We start from the raw sequence: 23174 nt of genomic DNA on the forward strand, positions 1-23174 counted from the left end.
GGATGTCGCCAGACGGGGGCCGTCGCACTCGTCCGGGAAGAGGGAAGAGTGCCCGGCGCGATCGCCCTTCATGGCGAAGGATGTGAGGGGTGCGGGGGCCGGCCGTCATGCCGCCGGGCCGGGCGGCGGGCGCGGTCGCACGGACGGGCGGCCGGGCGGCCGGGCGGCCGGGCGGCGGATGCAGCGACCGGCTCTACGGGTCGGCTCGCCGGCCTCCGTGCCGCCCGGTGGCTCCCCGCCGCGCCGTACGTGGTCCGCCGTTACGCCGTGACGTCATCTCGCTTTCCTGTCACGGTCATTGATACCGCGCCCCACTGACAGTCGGCGGCCGTGCGCGCGGGGGTCGGCCGCGGGGGGCGACGGGGTGACGCTCGCGGCCGGTGTGCGCGGGAACGCCGGCCGCGGCGGCCGCCTCAGGCGCCCTTGCCCCCCATCGGCTCGGGCGCCGGCTTCGGGTGGGCGTCCGCCTCGGCCGCGGGCTCGGCGGGGCTGTTGCCCAGTTCCTGCCCGCGGAGCAGGTACCACGCGGCGACGGCCGCGCTCAGCAGCACCACGGCGCTCACCCCGACGGCGATGTCCAGGCCGTTGACGAAGGCCTGCTGAGCGGCCTTCAACAGGTCCGCGCCCTGTTCCTCGGGGAGGCTCTTGGCGGCCTCGATGGCGCCGCCGAGCGATTCGCGGGCGGCGTGGTCGGCGGCCGCGGGGATGCCGGCGGGGGCGGTGAAGCCCCGGTAGATGCCGGTGACGATGGAGCCGAGCACCGCGATGCCGAGCGCCGAGCCCAGTTCGTAAGCCGTCTCGGAGACCGCGGAGGCGGCGCCCGCCTCTTCCTTGGGGACGCTGGAGAGGATCACATCGGCGGTGACGGTGAAGGAGAATCCCGCGCCGACGCCGACGACGAAGAGGATGAGGCCGATCGAGGGGGTGCCGGTGTCGGCGTGCAGGGTCGTGGAGCCGACGAGCGAGAGCCCGACGATCCCGAGGCCGCCGGCCACCACCAGGCGTACGGAGAGCCTGCGGGCGACGAAGCCGGCGGCCAGGCCGGCGCCCACCGCGCCGACCGCGGCGGGGAGTTCGGTGAGCCCGGCGTTCAGCGGCGAGCGGACCTGCACCATCTGGAGGAACTGGGAGAGGAAGAAGACCAGCCCGGACAGACCCAGGATGGTCAGGAGATCGGCCAGCACCGCCCCGGAGAAGCCCCTGTGGTGGAAGAGCTTCATGTTGAGCAGGGGCGAGGGAAGGGTGAGCTGGCGGCGTACGAAGACGATCAGGGCGAGGGCACCGACGAGGCCGGCCAGCAGGATGTCCCAGCGGTAGCCGTGTACCGCCGCTTCCTTGATGGCGTAGACGACGCCGACGATGCCCACCAGGGACAGGGCGACGCTGGGAATGTCCCAGGGGCCGGGATCGGGGTTGCGGGATTCCGGGATCACCTTGATGCCGATGACCACCAGGAGCGCCATCACCGGCAGGTTGATGAGGAAGACCGAGCCCCACCAGAAGTGGCCCAGCAGAAAGCCGCCGAGGACCGGGCCGACGGCGGTGCCGGCCGAGGCCATCGCGCCCCATATGCCGACGGCGAGGCTGCGTTCTTTGGGGTCGTGGAAGAGGTTGCGGATCAGCGCCAGGGTGGACGGCATCAGCGTCGCGCCGGCCACGCCCAGCAGGGCGCGGGCCGCGATCATCATCTCCGGGCTGGTGGCGTACGCGCACACCGCCGACATCGCACCGAACGCGAGGGAGCCGATCAGCAGCAGCTTCTTGCGGCCGATGCGGTCGCCGAGGCTGCCCATGGAGACCAGCAGTCCGGCGATGACGAAGGAGTAGATGTCACCGATCCACAGCAGCTGCGTGCCGGAGGGCTTGAGGTCCTCGCTGAGGAAGGGGGTGGCCAGGCCGAGGACCGTGGCGTCTACGCCGACCAGCAGGACGGCGAGGACGAGAACGGCGAGGGCGAGCCAGCGGCCCGGGCGGGGCTGGTCGTCCACATGGGCCGAACCGGCCGGTCCTGACGCTATGGTCTCGGTCATTTCTCCATGCTCCGTCGGATGCCGCCGAGCAGCAGCTCGGCGATCGAGTGGTTGAGGTCGTTGCGGGCGACGCGTCCTTCGTGGACGGCCCAGGCACCGGCGCCGATCAGGCCGTAGAAGGCCTCGGTGAGCCAGGCGGCGCTGAGGTCGATGCGGAAGTCGCCCTGCTCCTGGCCGCGGCGGAAGAGGGCGTTGATACGGGCGTCCAGACGGGCCCAGCCCGCGTTGACCTCCTCGCCCTCGAAGAGCTGGTTCTCGGTGAAGAGGAAGGCCAGCACGCCGGCGACCTGTTCGGCCTCGGTGATCAGCCGGCGCAGCGCGTCGCGGGCGGCGCCGTCGTCGAGCCGGGCCGCGTCCATGGCCTGGGTGAACCGCTCGATGCCGTGCTGTTCGAGGGCGCGTATCAGCGCGTCCCGTCCGGCGAAGTGCCGGTGCAGGGTGGCGCGGCTGATGCCGGCGGCGCGGGCGATGTCGTCCATCGACGTCGTCGCGCGGCGGCTGAGCAGCGCGGCGGCCTGGGTGAGTACCTGTTCACGATCCACTGCCATGAGACACAGAGTATCCGAATGAGACATCTATGTCTCACGCATTTTTCGTGGAGGGGCTCGCATGGCGGTGAACGCATGGCGGTGAACGACGACGGAGGCCCCCACCCGAGCCGAGTCGGGTGGGGGCCGCCGTGCGCGTCCGTACGCTACTTCTGCTTGGCCGTGGCCCAGGCCTGCTGCGCCGCCAGGTCGGTCTTCAGCTCGGCGAGCTGGGTCGCCACCGCGGAGGGTGCGGTGCCGCCGCGGCCGCTGCGCGAGGCCAGCGCGCCGGGGACGTTGAGGACGCCGCGGACCTCGGGGGTCAGATGCGGGGAGATCTTGGCGAACTGCTCATCGGTGAGCTGGTCCAGCTCGATACCGTGCGCCTCGCACTCCTTGACGCACTCCCCCGCGACCTCGTGCGCCACCCGGAACGGCACGCCCTGCTTGACCAGCCACTCGGCGATGTCGGTGGCCAGCGAGAAGCCGGCCGGGGCCAGCTCCTCCATGCGCTCACGGTTGACGGTCAGCGTGGCCATCATGCCGGTGAACGCCGGGAGCAGCACCTCCAGTTGATCGCAGGAGTCGAAGACCGGCTCCTTGTCCTCCTGGAGGTCGCGGTTGTAGGCGAGGGGAAGGGCCTTCAGGGTCGCCATCAGCCCCGTCAGGTTGCCGATGAGGCGCCCCGACTTGCCCCGCGCCAGCTCCGCGATGTCCGGGTTCTTCTTCTGCGGCATGATCGACGAGCCGGTGGAGAAGGCGTCGTGCAGGGTCACGAAGGAGAACTCCTTCGTGTTCCAGATGATGATCTCCTCGGCGATCCGCGAGAGGTTGACCCCGATCATCGCCGTGATGAAGGCGAATTCGGCGACGAAGTCGCGGGAGGCGGTGCCGTCGATGGAGTTGCCGGCCGAGCCGTGCTCGAAGCCGAGGTCGGCGGCGACCGCCTCGGGGTCCAGGCCGAGCGACGAACCCGCGAGCGCGCCGGAGCCGTACGGGGACACCGCGGTCCGCTCGTCCCACTGCCGCAGCCGCTCCGCGTCCCGGGACAGCGACTGGACGTGTGCCAGCACATGGTGGGCGAAGAGCACCGGCTGGGCGTGCTGGAGATGCGTACGGCCCGGCATCGCGACGTCCGGGTGCGCCTCGGCGAGGCCGATCAGCGCCTCCTGGAGGCCGGCGATCAGGCCGCCGATGATCCGGGCGTGGTCGCGCAGATACATCCGGAAGAGGGTGGCGACCTGGTCGTTACGGGACCGGCCGGCCCGCAGCTTGCCGCCGAGGTCCGGGCCGAGCCGCTCCAGCAGCCCGCGCTCGAGGGCGGTGTGCACGTCCTCGTCGGCGATGGTGCCGGTGAACGAACCGTCGGCGACGTCCGCTTCGAGCCGGTCGAGCCCGGCGGTCATCCGCGAGAGCTCGTCCTCGGTGAGCAGACCCGCCTTGTGAAGCACCCTGGCGTGCGCGCGGGAGCCGGCGATGTCGTACGGGGCCAGACGCCAGTCGAAGTGGACGGACGCCGACAGCTGGGCCAGTGCCTCGGCGGGACCGGAGGCGAACCGGCCGCCCCAGAGCCGGACGTCACCGCTGTTGCTGCTCACTGCTGCTCCTCGGAGGGGTGGTGATGTGCTGCTTCCCGCAAGGCCTCAGGGCCAGGGGGTACCCCCACCGCGCCGCGAGGGCGGGGAGGCGGCAGTCGTACGGAGATAAACGAGCGTGCTCGGGCCTGGTCGCGCCGGGCTATGCCCGCGTTTGACGCAGCGCCGCGATCTTGCTGGACATGCCGAAGAGCTCGATGAAGCCCTTCGAGAGCGACTGGTCGAAGGTGTCGCCGGTGTCGTACGTCGCCAGGTTGAAGTCGTAGAGCGAGGCGTCGGACTTCCGGCCGGTGACCACCGCGCGGCCGCCGTGCAGGGTCATCCGGATGTCGCCGCTGACGTGCTGGTTGGCTTCGTTGATGAAGCCGTCCAGGGCCCGCTTGAGCGGGGAGAACCACAGGCCGTCGTAGACCAGCTCGCCCCAGCGCTGCTCGACCCCCCGCTTGTAGCGGGCCAGTTCGCGCTCGACGGTGACGTTCTCCAGCTCCTGGTGCGCGGTGATCAGCGCGATGGCGCCGGGCGCCTCGTACACCTCGCGGGACTTGATGCCCACCAGCCGGTCCTCGACCATGTCGATCCGGCCGATGCCCTGGGCGCCGGCCCGCAGGTTGAGCTCCTGGATCGCCTCGAGCACGGTGACCTTCTTGCCGTCGACGGCGACCGGGACGCCCCCCTCGAAGGTGATGACGACCTCGTCGGCCTCCCGCGGGGTGGCCGGGTTCTGGGTGTACTCGTAGACGTCCTCGATCGGCGCGTTCCAGATGTCCTCCAGGAAGCCGGTCTCCACGGCCCGCCCGAAGACGTTCTGGTCGATGGAGTACGGCGACTTCTTGGTCGTCGCGATCGGGAGTTCCTTCTCCTCGCAGAAGGCGATCGCCTTGTCCCGGGTCATGGCGTAGTCACGGACCGGCGCGATGCACTTGAGGTCGGGGGCGAGGGAGGAGATACCGGCCTCGAAACGGACCTGGTCGTTGCCCTTGCCGGTGCAGCCGTGGGCGACGGTGGTGGCGCCGTGCTTCTTGGCGGCGGCGACCAGGTGCTTGACGATGGCCGGCCGGGAGAGGGCGGAGACCAGCGGGTAGCGGTCCATGTAGAGGGCGTTCGCCTTGATCGCCGGGAGGCAGTACTCCTCGGCGAACTCGTCCTTGGCGTCCGCGACCTCGGCCTCCACGGCACCGCAGGCGAGGGCCCGCCGGCGGATGACGTCCAGGTCCTCACCGCCCTGACCGACGTCCACAGCAACGGCGATGACCTCGGCGCCCGTCTCCTCGGCGATCCAGCCGATGCAGACAGAGGTGTCCAGGCCTCCCGAGTAGGCGAGTACGACGCGCTCGGTCACGGGTTTCTCCTTACTGTGCATGCGCTAATAGGCATAAGTATGCACTCCACCGTATGTTTCGTCAACGAATCGGTGAAGGCGCAGGTCGGTCGGGGTCCGACGGCGCGATGTACGAGGTCAGGAACCCCCACGGAGGACATCGAGCAGCACAACGACATGACTCTGCCCCACCTCCTTCGTCGCGGTGAGCAGCGTCAGCGGACCCTCCGCCGCCAGCTCCCGCAGCCGCGTCAGCGCCGGCTGCGCCGCCTCCCCCGCCAGCTCGTCCCGATAGCGCTCGGCGAACCGCCCGAAGCGGTCGCCCTCGTGGTGGTACCAGCGCCGCAGTTCCGACGAGGGAGCCGCGTCCTTGCACCATTCGGTCAGCAGCGCGTCCGCCTTCGACAGCCCGCGCGGCCACAACCGGTCCACCAGCACCCGGGCGCCGTCGGCCGGCTCCGGAGCGTCGTACACCCGGCGCACGCGAATGTCGGCATCCTCGAACTTTTCCGCCATAACTCATACAAACACGGACGAGTACCGGCCGCCGAGGGGCCGGAGAGCGGCCGGAAGGGGACCCGCTTTGGATTCAGGGCCGGGGACAGGGTATTTTTCTTCTGCACGCCCCGGCCGGGAACTTTCCGGCCGGTACGGGCAACCGGGACGTGGCGCAGCTTGGTAGCGCACTTGACTGGGGGTCAAGGGGTCGCAGGTTCAAATCCTGTCGTCCCGACCAGCGATTTCGCAGGTCGGAGGCCGTTTCCTCGTATGAGGGAACGGCCTTTTCCGTTGCCTGTCAGGACAGCGACCCGATTTCGTCGCGGACCTTGGTGAGGACCTTGGCGGGGAGCGTCGCATAGCCCTGGAACGTCAGGTTCTCCTGGCCCTTCTGACCGGCCATGTACGTCAGGAACGCCTTGGTGGCGGGCCAGGTCGCCGGCTTGTTGCCCTTGTCGCAGACGATCTCGTAGGTGACCACGTCGATCGGGTAGGCGCCGGGCTCCTTGGTGCCGTAGTCGAGGCGGAGGAGCACGTCGTTTCCGTTGTCGGTCGTCTCGGCCCCGGAGATCGCATGGGAGGCCGCGATCACATTGGCATCGACGGGGGCGGGCGCGCCGGTGTCGACCGAGACGGTGCGGATCATGCGGGACACCGCGTAGGGCAGCTCGAAGTAGCCGATGGCGCCCACGGTCCGCTGCACCTGGTTGGCGAGGTCCGCGGAGCCCTTGACGGCGTGGCCGCCCTTGGCCGCCCACGTCTTGCCGTGCGGGTAGGGCCATGCGCCCTGGCCGGCGGCGCCGAGGTAGGCGGTGAAGTTGTCCGTCGTGCCGGAGGAGTCGGAGCGGTGGAACACCTGGATCGGCGTCGCAGGCAGTTTGACGCCCTTGTTGAGGGCGGCGATCGCCGGGTCGTTCCACTTGGCGATCCCCGCGTTGAAGATCTTGGCGAGGGTGGGGGCGTCGAGGACCAGCCGGTCGATGCCCGGGAGGTGGAAGCCGACCGCGATCGGTCCCCCGACCATCGGCAGGTGGATGGCGCGCCCGCCGCCGGCGCAGACCTTCCCGGACCGGTCGACCTGATCGGCGGTCAGCGGGGAGTCCGAGCCCGCGAAGGCGGTTCTGCCCGCCAGGAAATCGTCCTGACCGGCGCCGGAGCCGTTGCCCGCGTAGCTGATCTTCGTCTCGGCGCAGGCCCGGGTGTAGTTCTTGATCCAGTACTTCATCGCGTACTGCTGCGCCGTCGAGCCGGAGGCGCTCAGGGTGGCCGGTTTGCCGCAGGCGATACCGCCGGCGCCGGTGCTGGGCGCCGCGACGGTGGACGAGCCGCCGGCGGGGCCGGAGCTGCCGCCGCTGGAGCCGCAGGCCGTCAGGGCCAGGGCGCCGCAGACGGCCGCCACCCCGACCGCCGTGACGCGCGTCCCGCTCCTGCGCTGAGGCTTCATTCGCGGCGCTCCTTCCCGCGGACCGGCCCCGGCCGGCGCAGTAGAGGGTGGTGGCACCGCGCGCTCACGCGGCGTACGTCCGTACGGCGGCGCTCCCGCAGCGCCGAGCACTGCGCAGGCGACCGCACCCCCGGTAACTATATGCAGTTATATCCATACTCATGGTGATTGCGGCGCGCCGGTGAGTCAGCGCGGCACCGCGCCGGCCGCGGCGGATGCCCGGCCGGCGCCCGTCCGCCCGCCGGGCCGTGACCGAGGGGCATCGGGGTGTCGCCGCCGTCGAAGATCCGGTTTCCCGGAACCCGAGCCGTACGGGCATTCCCGGAGGTAGCGTCCGCGATAAGGAAAAAGTTTTCCGCGGAGTGTGCCACCCTCGACGGCTCGTCGAGGGCCGGCACCCGTACCGACCGGACGCGCGGCGGCAGGGCCGTACGCCGGGTCGACGACGACTTGGGGACCCATTGACCACGTATTCCGTCCTGATGCCCTTTGCGCCGAGCGAACCGGAGGAGATCCTGCCGTTCGCCGGGCTGGTCCACCGCAGCGGCGCGCACCGGCTGTGGCAGGGCCAGGCGCCGGCCAACGACCCGCATCAGACCTTCACGTTCGCGGCGGCGAGCGGCTTCCGGGTGCCGGTGGGCATCGGCGTCGCGCTCATGCCGTTCCGCCATCCCTACGACGCCGCGCTCCAGGCGGCCAACCTGGCGCAGACGATGGGCCGGCCGGTGACGGTCGGATACGGGCCCGGCGCCGCCGACCTCCAGCGCGGCCTGCTCGGTGCGCCCTACGCCCGGCCGCTGGCCGCCGCCCGGGAGTACCTCACCGTCATGCGGGGCCTGCTGGAGAAGGGTTCCGCGGACCATGTGGGCGAGTACTACACCTGCCGGGCCCATCTGTGGCAGATACCTCGGCCGCCGGTGGAGATCGGTCTGGGCGTGCTGCGGCCGCGGATGGCGCGGCTGGCCGGCGAGGTGGCCGATGTGGCCATCACCTGGCTGACGCCGGCGTCCTATCTGCGCTCGGTGGTGATCCCGCAGCTGCGGGCCGGCGCCGAGGCGGCCGGCCGGCCGGTGCCGCGGCTGGTGGCCATGGTGCCGCTCGCCCTGGCCGGACCGGGCCGCGACGGGGCGGAGTTCGCGCTGGAGAGCAACGAGGGACATATGCGGCTGCCGCACTACGCGGACATGCTGCGCAGGTCCGGAATCGATCTGGACATGACCGCGCCGCGGCGCAGCGCCGAGGCCGTCATCGCCGGCGGCGCCTTTGTGTACGGGGAACTGGAGCGGGTCGTCGCGGAGTTGCGCGCGTTCGAGGAGGCCGGGGTGGACGACGTGGTCCTGAACGTCACCGGGGTGTGGATGAAGGACGGTGCGCAGGGGGCGCTGGCGGAGCTGGAGACCGTCCTGGGCGCCCTGGGATGAGCGCCCGCGGGCCGATGCCGGGAAGACCTTGTCGCGGTTGCTGAGGAGTGGGGGATCACGTGCGGTTGTACAGGCACATGGATGTGGCGCTCGTGCGGGCCGTCGCCTGTCCGGAGGGCCGGCAGCTGCCGCCCTGGCCGGATCTGGGTGACGGGGCCGGGGTGGCGCAGTGGCGGGACTGGCTGCGCGAGGTGTGGGCGCGGGACGGCGTGGCGGAGGCCGTCGAGGTGGCCAGTCCGGCCCTGGCGCGCCGGGTGCGCGCGGTGTGCGAGGGGAAGGTGCAGCAGACCCGGCGGGTGCGGCGGGCGGTGGAGTCCCTCGTGCGCTATCTGCTGCGGATGGAGCACCGGGCGACGCCCTTCGGGCTGTTCGCCGGGATCGCGCCGGCCGCCGTCGGCGAGGGTCCACGGGTGCGCTGGGGCCCGGATCATCTCGCCGTCGTCCGGGCCGATTCGGTCTGGCTGGCCGATGTCGTCGGCCGTCTGGAGGCGTCCCGGGAGCTGCTGCACCGGCTGCCGGCCGTCGCCGACCCCACGGCCGTCGTGCGGGGCGGGAAGCTGGTGGTGCCCTGTCAGCAGCCGCGGCACGACGCGGGGGTGGGCGCGACCGAGGTGAGCATGCGGCATACGCCCGCCGTGGCGGCGGTGCTGCGGGCGGCCCGTACCCCCGCCGTGCTGGGCGAGGTGGCGGACGAGCTGGCCGCGGAGTATCCGAAGGTGCCGGCGGAGGTGATCGACGGGCTGCTGGCGGAGCTGGTGGCGCGGCGGGTGCTGCTGACCGCGCTGCGGGCGCCGATGACGGTGTCCGACGCGCTGGGGCACCTCCTCGGCCGGCTGGCCGATGCGGACGCCGGGGCGATCGGTGACGTCGCGGACACCGTGGCGGAGCTGCGCGAGATCCACGCGGGCATCGAGCGGCACAACCGGGCCGCGCCGCGGGACCGGGCCGGCATCAGGGCGGCCGTCGCGGCGCGGATGACCGCCCTGTCGGACGCCGTGGAACAGCCCCTCTTCGTGGACCTGAAGCTCGACTGCGCGGTGCGGCTGCCCCGGGAGGTGGCCGCCGAGGCGGAGCGGGCGGCGACGGCGCTGGCCCGGCTCTCGCCGTTCCCCTCCGGGTCGGTGGCGTGGCAGGAGTACCACACCGCCTTTCTGGAGCGGTACGGGATCGGCGCGCTGGTGCCGGTGTCCGAACTCACCGATCCCGACGCGGGCCTGGGCTTCCCCGCCGGGTACCAGGGCTCCCTTCTTCGGCGGCCGGACGCCGCGCCGTCCGCCCGCGAGGAACGGCTGCTGGCGCTGGCCCAGCGGGCGGTCTTCGACGGCGCCGTGGAGATCGTGCTCGACGACCGGATGCTGGACGCCCTGGCACCGGCGGAACCGGTACGGGTGCCCGCCCACGCCGAGCTCTACCTCCAGCTGCGGGCGACGGATCAACAGGCCCTGGCACGGGGCGACTTCCAGCTGGCCGTGGGCAATATGTCGCCGGCGGCGGGCTCCACCGCGGGGCGCTTCCTCCACCTCTTCGACGAGGCCGACCGGGAGCGGCTGAGCGCGGCCTACGCGGCCGTGCCCACCCTGGAACCCGATGCGCAGCCGGCCCAGGTCTCCAGCCCTCCGTTGCTGGTGCGCACCGAGAACCTCGGCCGGGCGCCCGCGGTGCTGCCGCTGGTCATCCCGCTGGCCGAGCACGGCGACGGCGAGCGGGCGCTGCCCCTGGCGGACCTGGCCGTGGGCGGCGATCACCACCGGCTGTACGTGGTGTCGCTGTCGACCGGCCGGATCGTGGAGCCGACCGTGCTGAACTCGGTGGAGTTCACGCTGTTCACCCACCCGCTGGCGCGGTTCCTGTGCGAGGTCCCGCGGGCGCGGGCGGCCGCGCTCGCGCCTTTCGTGTGGGGTGCCGCCCGTCATCTGCCGTTCCTGCCCCGGGTCCGCTACGGGCGTACGGTCCTGGCCGCCGCCCGCTGGACGCTGGAGGCGGCCGACCTCGCCGGGTCCGAAGCCGCGGAGGAGGTCTGGGACAAGAGCCTGGCGGACTGGCGGCGGCGGTTCCGGCTGCCGGAGGCGGTCTACCTCGGTGGCGACGACCGGCGGCTGCGGCTGGATCTGGCCGAGCGGGCGCACCGGCAGCTGCTGCGGGCGGAGCTGACGCGCGACGGGCAGGCCACGCTGCACGAGGCGCCGGAGCCCGGGGCGTTCGGGTGGCTGGGCGGCCGGGCCAACGAGATCAGCATGCCGCTCGCCGCCCGCCAGGAGCGGAGGTTGCCGCCGACCCCGCAGCGCCCGTCCCCGGCCGTGGCGACCGGGCGCGAGGACGGCCACCTGCCGGGCGTGGGCGAGTGGGCGTACCTGAAGCTGTACGGGCATCCGGCGCGGCACGCCGAGATCCTGACCGCGCATCTGCCGCGGCTGTGGGAGGGCTGGGAGGCGCCGCCCGAGTGGTGGTTCGTGGGCTACCGGGATCCGCGTCCGCATCTGCGGCTGCGATTCCGGGTGCCCGGTGACGCGGCCGCGGGCGGGGTGTGGGGCCGGGTCGGCGCCTGGGCGGCGGAGCTGCGCCGGCTCGGGCTGGTGAGCCAGGTGCAGTGGGACACGTATTTCCCGGAGACCGGGCGCTACGGGAGGGGTGCGGCCATGGTGGCCGCGGAGTCGGTGTTCGCCGCCGATGCGGCCGCGGTGGTGGCGCAGTGGCGGCTGACCGCCGGCCGCGGCGGGCCGCGGGCGCGGGCGGTGACCGCGGCGAGCCTGGTGGATCTGGCGGTGTCGCTCGCCGGGGACACCGAGGGCGGGATGCGGCGGCTGGTGGGGTACATCCCGAAGGGTCCGGGGCCGGCGCCGGACCGGGCGCTGCACGACGAGACCCTGCGGCTGGCGCATCCGGACGACGGTTTCGCCGCGGTGGGTGCGCTGCCCGGCGGCGCGGAGACCGTCGAGGCGTGGCACAGCCGCGGCGCGGCGCTGGCCGTCTACCGGGAGCGTCTGACGGATGGGGGCGGGCGGGAACCGCTGCATGTGCTGCCCTCGCTGCTGCACATGCATCATGTCCGCGCGGCGGGCCTCGACGAGGACGCCGAGCGGGCCTGTCTGCGGCTGGCGCGCGCCGCGGCGCTCTCGTGGATCGCACGGCGGGAGGCCGGGGCATGAAGCACTAAACCCTTGGCCAAAGTTCGGCTCGCGGCTCACCTTCGCAACCCACGGCAACGCCTCGCCTTCTTCGGCGAGGCGTTGCCGTCTTTTTACCCGCGAAGTCCGTTAACCGGAATCCATTATTCTCGCGAATGCGACGCCATTTCACTCCGCACACCTCTTGTACCTTCCTCCGAAATGCACCGCCGTAATACTCCCGTAACTTGTACATTGTGAACCATTTACAGAACTCGCCTAGATCATGTTGGCTAAGTGATGTCAGGCCGAAGCGACCGGAACGGAGGGTTCTGTGGAGACTGCCGACTCCGTTTCCGGAGCGACCGAAAAGTATTTCCTTCGTCAGGACTCTGCATTCTTCGAGACTCCGGACGGCGTTTTCCTGAGAGGCTCACAGGGCGATTCCTTCCTCAAAGGGAAATCCGTGTACCGGTGGCTGGTCGCACTGGCCCCGCGCCTTTCGGCCGGCTGCGGCCTGGACGAGCTCTGCGACGGGCTCGACGCGCAGCGCACCGACATGGTCCGGCGGCTGGTGGACCGCCTGGGCGAGGCCGGGTTCGTCACCGTGCGCCGCGCGGAGCCCGACGGACTCCTCCCCGAGGCCGTACTGCGGCGCTTCGGCGAGCAGATCGCCTTCCTCACCCACGACGGGGACTTCCCCCTCGCGCGGTTCCGCCGCTGGCGGGATGCCCGGTTACTGGTGGTGGGGCGCGGTCCGGCGGCGGTGACCGCGGTGCGGTCGCTGCTGCGCAACGGGGCGCGGGAGGTCGCCGTGGGCCTGCGCGGGGACGCCGGTACGGCGGAGCGGGCGTGGGACGGCGACCTGGCCGAACTGCGGGAAGCGGGGACGCCGGCCCGGCTGGCGACATTCCACGCCGATTCGGTGGAATCCGTCTCGCGGGCCCTCAAGGAACGGCCGGCCGACGCGGTGATTCTCACGCCGGAGGAAACGGACCCCGAATTCCGCGAACGGCTTTTCTCCGGCACCTACGAGGCCGGTTCCGCGTTTGTCACCGCCGGAATATCGGGTGACCTTCTCGTCAAGGGTCCGCTGGTACCGGCGCACGGCACCGCGTGCTGGGAATGTGCGGAAATGCGGCTGGCCCGGAACGCATCACGGGAAGAAATACCCGGGAAATCGGGCCGTATGGAAAGAGACCAGCTTTATCCGGCGGTGCTCGCCGCGGCCGGAAGTGAATTGGCGCTGGAGGTGTTCCGGCACCTGGCGGCCACCGGGCCGTCCGGGCTGGAGCGGGCCGTGGTGGTCCAGGACCCGCTGACCCTGGCGGCCCGCCGGGAGCCGCTGCCCGCCGATCCCCGGTGCCGCGTCTGCGCACGTCCGCTCACCGTCGCCGCGGCGCAGACCGCCCTGCTCGCGCTCGCCGAGGGGCGGCTCGACCCCCCGGGCGAGGCGGCCGAGCGCTACGAGCGCTACGCCGGACTGCCGGCCGAGACCACCGGGCAGCTGATCCGCTTCGAGGACGGATCGGTGCCGCAGACCGCGGTCAAGGTGGGCGTGGTGCGCACCGCCGGACCGGCGCCCGACCTCATCGCGGGCTTCGACGCCGACTCGCTCGCGGAGGCCCGATGCGCCGCCGTCGAACGGGCCGCGCGGCGGGCGGCGGCGGCCGATCCGGCCCCGCCGGCGACCGTCACCGCCACCGCCAAGGAGCTGGGGGACCGCCCCGCGGAGGTCGTGACGGCGGACCGGCTCGCCGCGCCGCACAACGGCACCGCCGGCGGCGACGCCGAGCCGGTGCGCTGGACCCCGGCGCTCTCCCTGCTGGACCGGCGTCCGGTGTGGGTGCCCGCGGCGCCGGTGGCCGGGGCACCGGTGACGGACGCGCCGTCGGCCCTGGCGGGTTACGGCGCGGGGGCCTCCTTCGCCGAACTAGCGCTGGACGGTGTGCTGTCGGCGCTCCTGCACGAGCGGGTGCGGGAGTGGCGCGAGGGCACGGCGGTCGCCGAGGACCTGCCCGTGCCGGAGGCGGCCGCGGAGTCCGGGCTGACGGTGGTGCCGGGCCTGGCCCGCTCCGGTGCGCTGACGCTCGCCGAACTGCCCGGCGCGGGATCCGCGCGCGTGGTGGCGGCACGCCATACCGCGTCCGACGGCGCCCTCCAGGTCATCGCGGCGGGGGCGACCCGCGCCGCGGCCCTGCGCACCGCGCTGGTGGAGCTGGCAGGACGGCGGCAGTTCGGGGCAGGCGGCGCGGGAAACGACGGCGGGCGGTCGCTGCTGTGCCCGGCCGACTGGCCGCCGCTGCAACCGGTGGCCGCCGCCCGGCGCCCCGAAACCACGCCCGGACCCGACCCGCTGGCCCGGCTGCTGGCGGGGCTGCGCACCGCGGGCCGCGACGCGCTGCTGGTGGCGACGCCGCCCGCGGCACTGGGCGGCACCGAGGCACCCGTACGGGTGGGCCGCGTCCTGCTCACCCGCTGAGATTTCCCCGCGGGAGACCGCGGGGAGGCGCCGGAGCCCGCTCCGGTGGATGTCCCGTTCGAATACATATCGATAAGGAGCACATCATGAACAACCTTTCCGAGCTGGCCGTCCTGGACGTCGAGGACTTCGAGATCGAGGCGGTCTCCGTCGAGGTCGAGACCGCGGCGGCCCGTGGCTGCGCCAGCACCTCCTCCTGCTGCAACTGCAGCACCACCCCGGAGCTGTCCGCCTGACGTTACGTCAGCTGACAGCCTGACCGCGGTGGCGGGCCCCACCCGCCACCGCGGTTCCCCACCCAGAGCCCCGCGGAGAGCCCCCATGCACGTCGTCACGCTCCCTACGGAGACCGCGCCGGCCGCCGCTCAGGAGGCGCTCGCCCAGGCGCTGCGCCCCCTCCTCGCCGCGTCGCCCGCGCCCGGCGCACCCGACGCCACCGTGGAGATCGGGACCCTGGGGCTGCTCCCCGCGCACCGGCCGGCCGACGCCGCACCGCGCGTCGGCCGGCCCGCGGGCGACGGCGCGCCCGTCCTTCCCGTACGCCTGCACCGGGACACCGCGCTCGTCGGCCCCCTGCACAGCGACGCCGACACCCCCGGCCCGTGCGCGCTGTGCCTGGAGCGGCGCTGGATCCGGCTGCGCCCGCTGAAGGAGCGGGCCGCGCTGGAGACCGGCACCGGACAGTACATCGCCGGCCCCGGGCACACCGGCCCCTACGAATGGGGCGCGCCCGCCGTCGCCGCGGCCCTGCACGCCCTGACCCGCAGCGCCCCGGACGCCCGCGCCGGGGAGTCCACCGCGCCGGCCACCGTGCTCGAAGTGAACCTGGTCGACGGGCTGGTGACGGAGCATCAGCTGCTGGCCGATCCGCAGTGCCCGCGCTGCGGCGGCGCCCGCCCCGACGCGCCGCCCGCCCTGTACGGCTTCCCCGCCTCGCGGCCCCGCCTGCCCGGCGGCGGCGCCCGCCTGCGGAGCTGGCGCTCGTACGGCATCCCGAAGAACGCGCTGATCAACCCGGTGTGCGGGGCCCTCGGTTTCACCCTGTTCCACGACATGGCGAGCCCGGTCACCGAATCGGTGGGCGGCACCCTGCGGCTCGGCGGGGCGCGCACCGGCGGCAGCGGCCTTTACGAGACCACCTGGGCCGGGCACACCGACACCTACGACCAGAGCGAGATGGTGGCCCTGTTCGAGGGCCTGGAACGCTATGCGGGGCAGCGTCCGTGGGGCGGCGGACCGGCGCTGCGCATGGCGCTCGACGAACTCTCCGAGCTGTCCCTGCCCGCGCTCGATCCCCGCGGCGGGCTCCTCTACGACGACGACTTCTACGCCCGGCACCGGGAAACCTTCCGCCCGTTCCGGCCCGACGAGCGGGTGGACTGGGTCTGGGGGCACTCCCTGGTGCGGGACGCGCCGGTACTCGTACCGCAGCAGCTCGTCTACTACGGGCCCCGGCGGCGCGGCGCCTCCCTGCTGTCGAGCAATTCCAACGGCTGCGCGACGGGCAGCTGTCTGGAGGAGGCCGCGCTGTTCGGGCTGCTGGAGCTGATCGAGCGCGATGCGTTCCTGCTCGCCTGGTACGGCGCCGAACCGCTGCCCGAGATCGGCCTGGACAGCGCCACCGGCTCCCCCGCGCTCGCGGCGATGCGGGACAAGATCGAAGGACTGGGCTACACGATCCGGCTCTTCGACATGCGGATCGACCTGCCGGTGCCGGCCGTGCTGTGCCTGGCCACCCTCAAGGAACCCGGCCTGGGCAACATCTCGCTGTCGGCCGGGGCGGCGCTGTCCGCCGAGGACGCGGTGGCCTCGGCGCTGCGCGAGGTCGCGGCCCAGCTGCACCGCCAGCGCACCACCGTGCGCGAACGGCACGACGAGGCCCGCGCCATGGCCGCCGACTACCGCCTGGTGCGCGAGCTGGAGGACCACGAACTGCTCTACGGGCTGCCGGAGATGGCGGCGCAGGTGCCGTTCGCCGGCGCCCCGGGCGCTCCCGCGGCGCCGCTCACCGAGGCCTTCGCCGACTGGGAGGCACGCGGTCCGCGCCCCGCCGACCTGCTGGACGACCTCAGGGAATGCGTACGGCTGGTGGGCGCGGTGAGCGAGGACGTCATCGTGGTCGACCAGACCTGCCCCGAACAGCGGGCCTGCGGGCTGCACACCGCGGCCGTCGTCGCCCCGGGGCTCCTGCCCATCGACTTCGGCTGGGAGCAGCAGCGCGCCCTGCACCACCCGCGGCTGCGGACCGCGTCCTGGCGTGCCGGGCGACGCGCGGCGCCGCTGGCGGACGCGGACGTCCACCGTCATCCGCACCCCTTCCCTTGACCGCCCGGAGCGAGAGCGCCAGACGATGAACACCGACGCCGCACGCGTGACCCTCGACTACCTCGACGCCGTCCACCGGCGCGCGCACGACCCGCTGGAGCCGCCCGGCTTCGCCCCCGACTGGGCGGACCGGCCCCTTCCGCACACCCACCACCCCGGCGCGGAACGCCTCCCGCTGCCCTTCCCCGCCACCCTCGCGCAGCCGGTGCCCCAGGGGCCGTTCGGGCTCGATTCCCTGGCGGCCGACCTCCAGGCGGCCATCGGTATCGGCGCCCGGCGCTACCAGGTCGACTGGAACGCGGACCTCGCCGACCGGGCCGCGCCGCACACCGTCCGCTGGGGCCGGGGCACGCCGTCGGGCGGCGCCGCCTACCCGGTCGAGGTGTACTGGGCGGCGGGGCCCTCGGCGCCCGTGCCCGGCGGCGTCTTCCACTACGCCTCGGGGCTGCACGCCATGGAACGGCTGTCCGCCGGGGACCCGACCGCCGCCGTGCACGCCGCGCTGGGCCCCGGCGCGGCCGCCCTGGGGGACCAGTTCCTGCTGTGCACGGTGCGGCTGTGGAAGAACGCGTTCAAGTACCACAACCTCGCCTACCACCTGGCGACCCTGGACCTGGGCGCCTTCACCGGTTCCTGGGAACTGCTCAGCCGCGACCGCGGTCTCCCCTACCGGCAGCGGGTGTGGTTCGACCAGGACGCGCTGAACGCACTGCTGGGGCTGGATCCGGACGCGGAGGCCGTCCATGCGGTGCTCCCCCTGCGGTGGCGGGTGGGAGAGCCGCCGGTGGCGCCGGCCGCGCCGGTCACCGTACGGCCGCCGCATCACGAACGGTCGTCCGCGGTAAGGGACTTCGCCCTGGCGCGCGGCGTGCAGCGGGCGACGGCGGCGGCCCCGGCGACGGCTCCGCGGGCCGTCACCCTTGACGAGGAGCCGGTGCCGTCCGGCGCCGTGGCGCTGCCCGGCGGGCCGGACGCCCGCCCGGCGGGCCGCGCCGCCGCCACGCTCGCCCGCCGGTCCTCGGCGTCGGGACGCTTCGACGCCTCCCGGCCGCTGGAGCCGGCGGCGCTGGCGGCGGTCCTGCGGGCCACCGCGCCGGCCGACCGCACCACCCACGAGCACGACGCACACGACGAGCCCGCCGCGCTGACCGGGCTGAGCGTGGTGGTGCGCCGGGTCCACGGGCTCGACCCCGGGATCTACGGCTACCACGCCGGCAGCCACACCCTCGCCCCCGTACCGGGCGACGGCCCCGCCGCCGTCACCGAGGAGCTCTACGGCCTCGACAACTACTCCGTCGGCCAGGCCCCGGCCATGCTCGTCCTGCACTGGCATCCGGGGCGGACGGTCTCCGCGTACGGTCCCCGCGCCTACCGGGCGGCGAACATCGAGGCGGGCGCCGCCGCGCAGCGGGCCCATCTGGCGGCCACCGCACTGGACCTGGCCTCCGGAATCGTCCTCGGCATGGACGCCGTCCCGCTGGACGCGGCGCTGGGCCTGACCGGTCGGGGCCGGCACAGCCAGGTGTATGTGTTCCTCGGCCATCACCGGCCGGGCGCGGCGGGCCTCGACGGCCGGCTGCGCTGAGCGCCGACCGCCCTTCGCCCCTCCCACCCCTCTCCTCCTCCTTCTCCTCCTTCACCCCTTTCTCCTCTTTCTCCTCTCCCTCGCCTCATCCGACCCAGGAGCGTTCGTGAGTGCCCTGTCTGCCGCGTCCGGTGCGTATCTGCGCTTTCCCCATGTGCGCGGCGATCTGCTGACCTTCACGGCGGAGGACGACGTCTGGACGTGCGCGGCCTCGGGCGGCCGCGCCCGGCGGCTGAGCGCGGACCGCGTCCCGGTCAGCCATCCGCGGATCAGTCCGGACGGGGCGTGGATCGCCTGGACGTCCACCCGCGACGGTGCCCCGGAGGTGTGGCTCGCCCCGGCGGCGGGCGGCCCGGCCCGGCGGCTGACCCACTGGGGCGACCGGCGTACCCGGGTCGCGGGCTGGACGCCCGCCGGCGACGTCCTGGCGATCACCGCCGCCGGGGAGCCCAGCGCGCGCCGGCCGTGGGCCTGGCGGGTGCCGGTGGACGGGAATCCGCCGGAGCGCCTGCCGTACGGGCCGGTCGGCGGCCTGGCGCCGGGGCCGGGCGGCGCGGCCCTGCTCCAGACGCCGGTCTTCGTCGAGGCCGCCTACTGGAAGCGCTACCGGGGCGGCACCGCCGGACGGCTGTGGATCGATCCGGCCGGGTCCGGGGAGTTCACCCGGCTGCACCCCGGCCTCGACGGCAACCTCGAATGCCCCCTGTGGGCCGGCGGGCGGGTCGCGTTCCTCTCCGACCACACGGGCTGCGGGCAGCTGTGGTCGAGCCTTCCCGACGGCGGCGACCTCCGCCGCCACACCGGGCACGACGGCTACGCCCGCCACGCCGCCACCGACGGCGCGGGAATCGTCTACCAGTGCGCCGGCGACCTGTGGCGGCTGCCGGACCTGGACCCCGCCACCGCACCCGAGCGCATCGCGGTGACGCTCGGCGGCCCCCGTACGGCGCTCGCCCCGCACCGGGTGCCGGCCGCCGGGAACCTGGGCGGCTTCGCCCCGGACCACACCGGGCGGGCCGGCGTGGTCGAGATCCGGGGCGCCGTGCACCGGGTGCCGTACGACGACGGGCCGGTGACCGCCCTCGGCGTCCGGGCGGGGGTACGGCGCCGCCTGCCGCGGTTCCTGGGCGACACCGGCAAGGTGGCCTGGGTGAGCGATGCGCCGGGCACGGAATGCATCGAGATCGCCGGGGACGCCCCGCAGAGGGGCGGGGAGGCGCCGGTCCGGATCGGCACCGGCCGCTTCGTGCGCGTACTGGACCTGGCCGCCTCCCCCGACGGCACCACGCTCGCGGTGGCCGATCTCTACGGCGGTGTGCTGCTCGCCGATGTGGCGTCGGGCCGGGTCACCGAGATCGACCGGAGCGACGCCGGTGACATCAGCGGGCTCGTCTTCTCGCCGGACTCCGCCTGGGTGGCGTGGTCCCACCCCGGGCCCGAGCTGCTGCGGCAGCTGCGGATGGCGCGCGTCCGCGAGGGATCCGTCATCGAGGCCACCCCGATGCGCTTTCGCGACTTCTCCCCCGCGTTCACCCACGACGGCCGTCATCTGGCCTTTCTCTCCGCCCGGGACTTCGCCCCCGTGCACCAGGCACACGACTTCGGCATGGCCTTCGTCGGCGCGACCCGGCCCCATCTGCTGCCGCTCACGGCGACGGCACCGCTCCCCTTCGGCCCCGGCGCCGTACCGGTACCGGACGGCGGCCCCCAAGTCGCCGGAGCCACCGAAGTCACCGTCGACACCGAGGGGCTGGCCGACCGGGCCACGGCGCTGCCCGTCGCCTCCGGTACCTACCGCACGCTGTGCGCCACCGCGAACGGTCTGCTGTGGATCCGCGACCTTCTCCCGCCGCCCGCCGCGACGGATGCGCGGGCGGTCCTGGAGGGCTGGGACCTCGCCGGGAACCGGAGCGTGGAACTGCGCACCGGCGTGCGGGACTTCCAGGTCAGCGGCGACGGCACACGCGTCATGGTGCGGACACACACCGACGCCCTGACGGTGCACCCCGCCGCGGGAGGGGGCGCCGCCACCGCCGTGGACACGGACCGCATCCGGGCGGTGGTCGACCCGGCGGCGGAGTGGCGGCAGGTCTTCGAGGAGGACGCCCGCCTGCTGCGGGACGTCAGCGCCCGCACCGACCTGGAACCGGCCCGCTGGGACGCCGTGGTGGACCGCTACCGCCCCCTGCTCGCCCGCGTCGGCAGCTACGACGACTTCACCGACCTGCTGTGGGAACTGCACGGGGAGCTCGGGATGTCGCACACCAACGTCGCGCCGCGCCCCCGTGAGACGGACCCGTCGGCGGCGCAGGGCCACCTGGGCGCGGATCTGGAGCGCGGCGCGGACGGGGCGTGGCGCATCGCCCGCATCCCGCGCGGCGAGGTGTCGGCCGACGGGGCCCGGTCGCCGCTCGCGGCCCCTGGGGCCGGGGTGCGGCCCGGCGACGTCCTGCTGGAGATCGACGGGATCGCCGTCGGCCCGGGCCCGGGCCCCGGCCCGCTGCTCACCGGGACGGCGGGCCGCAGGGTGGAACTGACGCTCCGCTCCCCCGCCGGCACCGTCCGCCGGGTGACGGTGACGCCGCTCGCGGAGGAACGGACGCTGCGCTATCACGACTGGGTCGCCGCACGCCGTGACCACGTCACCGAGGCGTCCGACGGCCGGCTCGGCTATCTCCATCTGCCCGACCTGACGACCGCCGGCTGGGCGCAGCTGCACCGCGATCTGCGGGCCGAGATCGTCCGCGACGGACTGATCCTCGACATCCGCGAGAACGCCGGCGGCGAGATGTCGGAGAAGGTCCTGGAACTGCTCTGCCAGCGGGTGTCCGGCTGGCGGGTGGACCGCAGCGGCTTCGGCTACGCCTACCCCAACGTCGCGCCGCGCGGCCCGGTCGTCCTGGTGGCCGACGAGTTCACCGGCTCGGACGGCGACATCATGGCCTGGGCCGTGCGCCACCGGGGCACCGGCCCCGTCGTGGGGGCCCGGACCTGGGGCGGGTTCACCGCCATCGAATGGCAGCACTCGCTCATGGACGGCACCGGGCTGCTCCTGCCGCGCTTCGCCAGCTGGTTCGAGGGCCCCGGCTGGGGCGCCGAGAACGTCGGCATCGCACCGGACACCGAGGTGGCCGTCCCGCCCCAGGACCGGGTACGGGGCCGTGACCCGCAGCTGGACGAGGCGGTCCGCCAGGCGCTGAAGCTGCTCGACGAACGCCCGCCCGCCCAAGTGCCGCGGCTCGGCCGCCGAGGAGAGAAGCGATGACGCAGTACTCGGTTCTGGTCCCCTTCGTGCCGCGCCGCCCGGAGCAGCTGCTGCCGTACGCCGGGCTGGTGTCCTTCACACCGGCCGCGCGGCTGTGGCAGGCGCAGTCGATGCTGGTGGAGGCCCATCAGGGGTTCGCCTACGCGGCCGGCGCCGGCTTCCGGGTACCGGCCGGGCTGGGGGTGACGCTGATGGGGCTGCGGCATCCGTACGAGGCCGCGCTCCAGGCCAGGTCGGTGGCGCTGACCACCGGGCATCCGGTCGTGGCCGGCTTCGGACCGGGGCCCGCGGAGTTCCAGGAGGCCGTACTGGAGCGGCCGTACCCCAAGCCGCTGCGGGCGGTGCGGGAGTATCTGACGGCGGTGCGCCGGCTCGTGGACGGGGAGCTCGCGGTCGTCGACGGCGAATACCTCAGCTCGCGGGCCCTGTTGCCGCCGGTGCCCACGCCCGAGGTGCAGGTGGGGCTGGGGGTGCTGCGGCCGGCGATGGCCCGGCTCGCGGGCGAACTGGCGGACCGGGCCATCACCTGGCTGACGCCCGCCGGATATCTCCGGGAGACGCTGGTGCCCGCGCTGCGCGAGGGTGCGGAGCGGGCCGGGCGGGCGGCGCCCCGGATCACGGCGATGGTCCCGATGGCGGTGGCGGCGGATGACCGCGACCCGGTGCAGCTGGCCCTCACGGCCAACCGGGCCCATCTCGCCGTCCCCCACTACGTCGACATGCTCAACCGCGCCGGGGCCGGCATCACCCCGCAGGACGGCCCGGAGGCCAGGGCGGGCAAGCTCGTCGACTGCGGGGCGTTCCTGTACGGCACGCCCGCCCTTCTGGCGGAGCGCTGCGCCGCCTACGCGGACGCCGGTGCGGACGAAATCGTCATCGCGCTGAACGGCGTCCACGGCCTCTACGGACAGCGCACCGCGCTGGCGGAGCTGGCCGCCCTGATAGCGGAGTTCACCGGCTGAGCCCGGCGCGCCGGGTGCGCCGGGTGCGCCGGGTGCGCCGGGTGCGCCGGGTGCGCCGGGCGGGCCGCCCGCTCAGTGCGCGCCCTGCGCCAGCCGCAGCAGATGCGCGGCCAGCGCCTGCCCGCCCGCCGGGTCGCGGCTGATGAGCATCAGGGTGTCGTCGCCGGCGATGGTGCCGAGGATGTCGTGCAGCTCGGCCTGGTCGATGGCCGAGGCCAGGAACTGGGCGGCGCCGGGCGGGGTGCGCAGGACGACGAGGTTGGCGGAGGCCTCGGCGGAGATGAGGAGCTCGGCGGAGAGGCGGCGCATGCGCTCCTCCTTGGCGGACTCGCCCAGCGGGGCGCGCGGCTTGCGGTCGCCGCCCTCGCTGGGCACCGCGTAGATCAGCTCGCCGCCGGTGTTGCGGATCTTGACCGCGCCCAGTTCGTCCAGGTCGCGGGAGAGCGTCGCCTGGGTGACGGACAGGCCGTCGTCGGCGAGCAGCTTGGCGAGCTGGCTCTGGGAGCGGACCGGCTGCCGGTTGAGGATGTCCACGATCCGGCGGTGGCGTGCGGTGCGGGTCTGCGGTACGGCCTGGCCGCCGTTGTGCGACTCGGTCTCCTGCGGCTCGGTCATCGT

Annotated in this window: 15 protein-coding genes and 1 tRNA gene; 9 read left to right on the forward strand and 7 right to left on the reverse strand. The window is 73.7% G+C overall.

What is annotated here, in order from left to right:
* Window positions 1-413: 413 nt before the first annotated feature.
* The 5 genes from ACIRPT_RS25385 to ACIRPT_RS25405 form a co-directional block, all read right to left on the reverse strand.
* On the reverse strand, window positions 414-2030 hold the full coding sequence (locus ACIRPT_RS25385) for an MFS transporter (RefSeq protein ID WP_403830865.1): 1617 nt from the start codon (window positions 2028-2030) through the stop codon (window positions 414-416).
* Window positions 2027-2578: a TetR/AcrR family transcriptional regulator gene (locus ACIRPT_RS25390; RefSeq protein ID WP_403830867.1), complete on the reverse strand. Its 552-nt coding sequence runs from the start codon at window positions 2576-2578 to the stop codon at window positions 2027-2029. The genes ACIRPT_RS25385 and ACIRPT_RS25390 overlap by 4 nt, the downstream gene beginning before the upstream one ends.
* 146 nt (window positions 2579-2724) lie before the next feature.
* Complete coding sequence (gene argH / locus ACIRPT_RS25395) at window positions 2725-4155, reverse strand: argininosuccinate lyase (protein WP_403830870.1); 1431 nt, start codon at window positions 4153-4155, stop codon at window positions 2725-2727.
* A 139-nt stretch (window positions 4156-4294) separates the two neighbouring features.
* A complete protein-coding gene (locus ACIRPT_RS25400) occupies window positions 4295-5491 on the reverse strand; it encodes an argininosuccinate synthase (RefSeq protein WP_403830873.1) in 1197 nt (398 codons plus the stop codon).
* Window positions 5492-5608: 117 nt separating this feature from the next.
* Window positions 5609-5986, reverse strand: coding sequence for a DUF488 domain-containing protein (locus tag ACIRPT_RS25405; protein WP_403830875.1), 378 nt, complete (start codon window positions 5984-5986; stop codon window positions 5609-5611).
* A 143-nt stretch (window positions 5987-6129) separates the two neighbouring features.
* Here ACIRPT_RS25405 and ACIRPT_RS25410 point away from each other — a divergent pair.
* Window positions 6130-6206: transfer RNA gene (locus ACIRPT_RS25410), tRNA-Pro, on the forward strand.
* A gap of 60 nt (window positions 6207-6266) precedes the next feature.
* Here ACIRPT_RS25410 and pstS read toward each other — a convergent pair.
* The gene (gene pstS / locus ACIRPT_RS25415; protein ID WP_403830878.1) at window positions 6267-7412 is read right to left on the reverse strand and encodes a phosphate ABC transporter substrate-binding protein PstS; all 1146 of its coding nucleotides are present in this window, start codon (window positions 7410-7412) and stop codon (window positions 6267-6269) included.
* A 482-nt stretch (window positions 7413-7894) separates the two neighbouring features.
* Here pstS and ACIRPT_RS25420 point away from each other — a divergent pair, with 482 nt between their 5' ends.
* From ACIRPT_RS25420 to ACIRPT_RS25455, 8 genes are all read left to right on the forward strand, one after another.
* Entirely contained in the window at window positions 7895-8833 is a 939-nt protein-coding gene (locus ACIRPT_RS25420; RefSeq protein WP_403830880.1) for an LLM class flavin-dependent oxidoreductase, read from the forward strand.
* 59 nt (window positions 8834-8892) lie between these two features.
* Window positions 8893-11979, forward strand: coding sequence for a lantibiotic dehydratase (locus tag ACIRPT_RS25425; RefSeq protein WP_403830882.1), 3087 nt, complete (start codon window positions 8893-8895; stop codon window positions 11977-11979).
* Between the two features lie 424 nt (window positions 11980-12403).
* Window positions 12404-14419 (forward strand): TOMM precursor leader peptide-binding protein, encoded by a 2016-nt coding sequence (locus ACIRPT_RS25430; protein ID WP_403830884.1) that lies wholly within the window; start codon window positions 12404-12406, stop codon window positions 14417-14419.
* A gap of 86 nt (window positions 14420-14505) precedes the next feature.
* The gene (locus ACIRPT_RS25435; RefSeq protein WP_403504570.1) at window positions 14506-14655 is read left to right on the forward strand and encodes a thiazolylpeptide-type bacteriocin; all 150 of its coding nucleotides are present in this window, start codon (window positions 14506-14508) and stop codon (window positions 14653-14655) included.
* Window positions 14656-14740: 85 nt separating this feature from the next.
* A complete protein-coding gene (locus tag ACIRPT_RS25440) occupies window positions 14741-16744 on the forward strand; it encodes a TOMM precursor leader peptide-binding protein (protein WP_403830887.1) in 2004 nt (667 codons plus the stop codon).
* A 25-nt stretch (window positions 16745-16769) separates the two neighbouring features.
* Entirely contained in the window at window positions 16770-18329 is a 1560-nt protein-coding gene (locus tag ACIRPT_RS25445) for a nitroreductase family protein (RefSeq protein WP_403830890.1), read from the forward strand.
* 106 nt (window positions 18330-18435) lie between these two features.
* A complete protein-coding gene (locus ACIRPT_RS25450) occupies window positions 18436-21594 on the forward strand; it encodes a PDZ domain-containing protein (RefSeq protein ID WP_403830893.1) in 3159 nt (1052 codons plus the stop codon).
* Window positions 21591-22556, forward strand: coding sequence for an LLM class flavin-dependent oxidoreductase (locus ACIRPT_RS25455; RefSeq protein ID WP_403830896.1), 966 nt, complete (start codon window positions 21591-21593; stop codon window positions 22554-22556). Before ACIRPT_RS25450 ends, ACIRPT_RS25455 begins: the two co-directional genes overlap by 4 nt.
* 72 nt (window positions 22557-22628) lie before the next feature.
* On the opposite strand, the gene ACIRPT_RS25460 is transcribed toward ACIRPT_RS25455, so the two are convergent.
* Window positions 22629-23171 (reverse strand): arginine repressor, encoded by a 543-nt coding sequence (locus ACIRPT_RS25460; protein WP_403830899.1) that lies wholly within the window; start codon window positions 23169-23171, stop codon window positions 22629-22631.
* Between the last annotated feature and the right edge of the window lie 3 nt (window positions 23172-23174).

Source organism: Streptomyces sp. NPDC101227 (assembly GCF_044767545.1).
In the GTDB taxonomy this organism is placed as follows: Bacteria; Actinomycetota; Actinomycetes; order Streptomycetales; family Streptomycetaceae; genus Streptomyces.

Excerpts from the sequence above, each read along its gene's own strand:
- ACIRPT_RS25440 (WP_403830887.1), top strand. The coding sequence starts at position 14,741 with ATGCACGTCGTCACGCTCCCTACGGAGACCGCGCCGGCCGCCGCTCAG.
- ACIRPT_RS25460 (WP_403830899.1), bottom strand. The coding sequence starts at position 23,171 with ATGACCGAGCCGCAGGAGACCGAGTCGCACAACGGCGGCCAGGCCGTA.
- ACIRPT_RS25420 (WP_403830880.1), top strand. The coding sequence starts at position 7,895 with ATGCCCTTTGCGCCGAGCGAACCGGAGGAGATCCTGCCGTTCGCCGGG.
- pstS (WP_403830878.1), bottom strand. The coding sequence starts at position 7,412 with ATGAAGCCTCAGCGCAGGAGCGGGACGCGCGTCACGGCGGTCGGGGTG.
- ACIRPT_RS25390 (WP_403830867.1), bottom strand. The coding sequence starts at position 2,578 with ATGGCAGTGGATCGTGAACAGGTACTCACCCAGGCCGCCGCGCTGCTC.
- ACIRPT_RS25405 (WP_403830875.1), bottom strand. The coding sequence starts at position 5,986 with ATGGCGGAAAAGTTCGAGGATGCCGACATTCGCGTGCGCCGGGTGTAC.
- ACIRPT_RS25445 (WP_403830890.1), top strand. The coding sequence starts at position 16,770 with ATGAACACCGACGCCGCACGCGTGACCCTCGACTACCTCGACGCCGTC.
- ACIRPT_RS25385 (WP_403830865.1), bottom strand. The coding sequence starts at position 2,030 with ATGACCGAGACCATAGCGTCAGGACCGGCCGGTTCGGCCCATGTGGAC.
- ACIRPT_RS25435 (WP_403504570.1), top strand. The coding sequence starts at position 14,506 with ATGAACAACCTTTCCGAGCTGGCCGTCCTGGACGTCGAGGACTTCGAG.
- ACIRPT_RS25455 (WP_403830896.1), top strand. The coding sequence starts at position 21,591 with ATGACGCAGTACTCGGTTCTGGTCCCCTTCGTGCCGCGCCGCCCGGAG.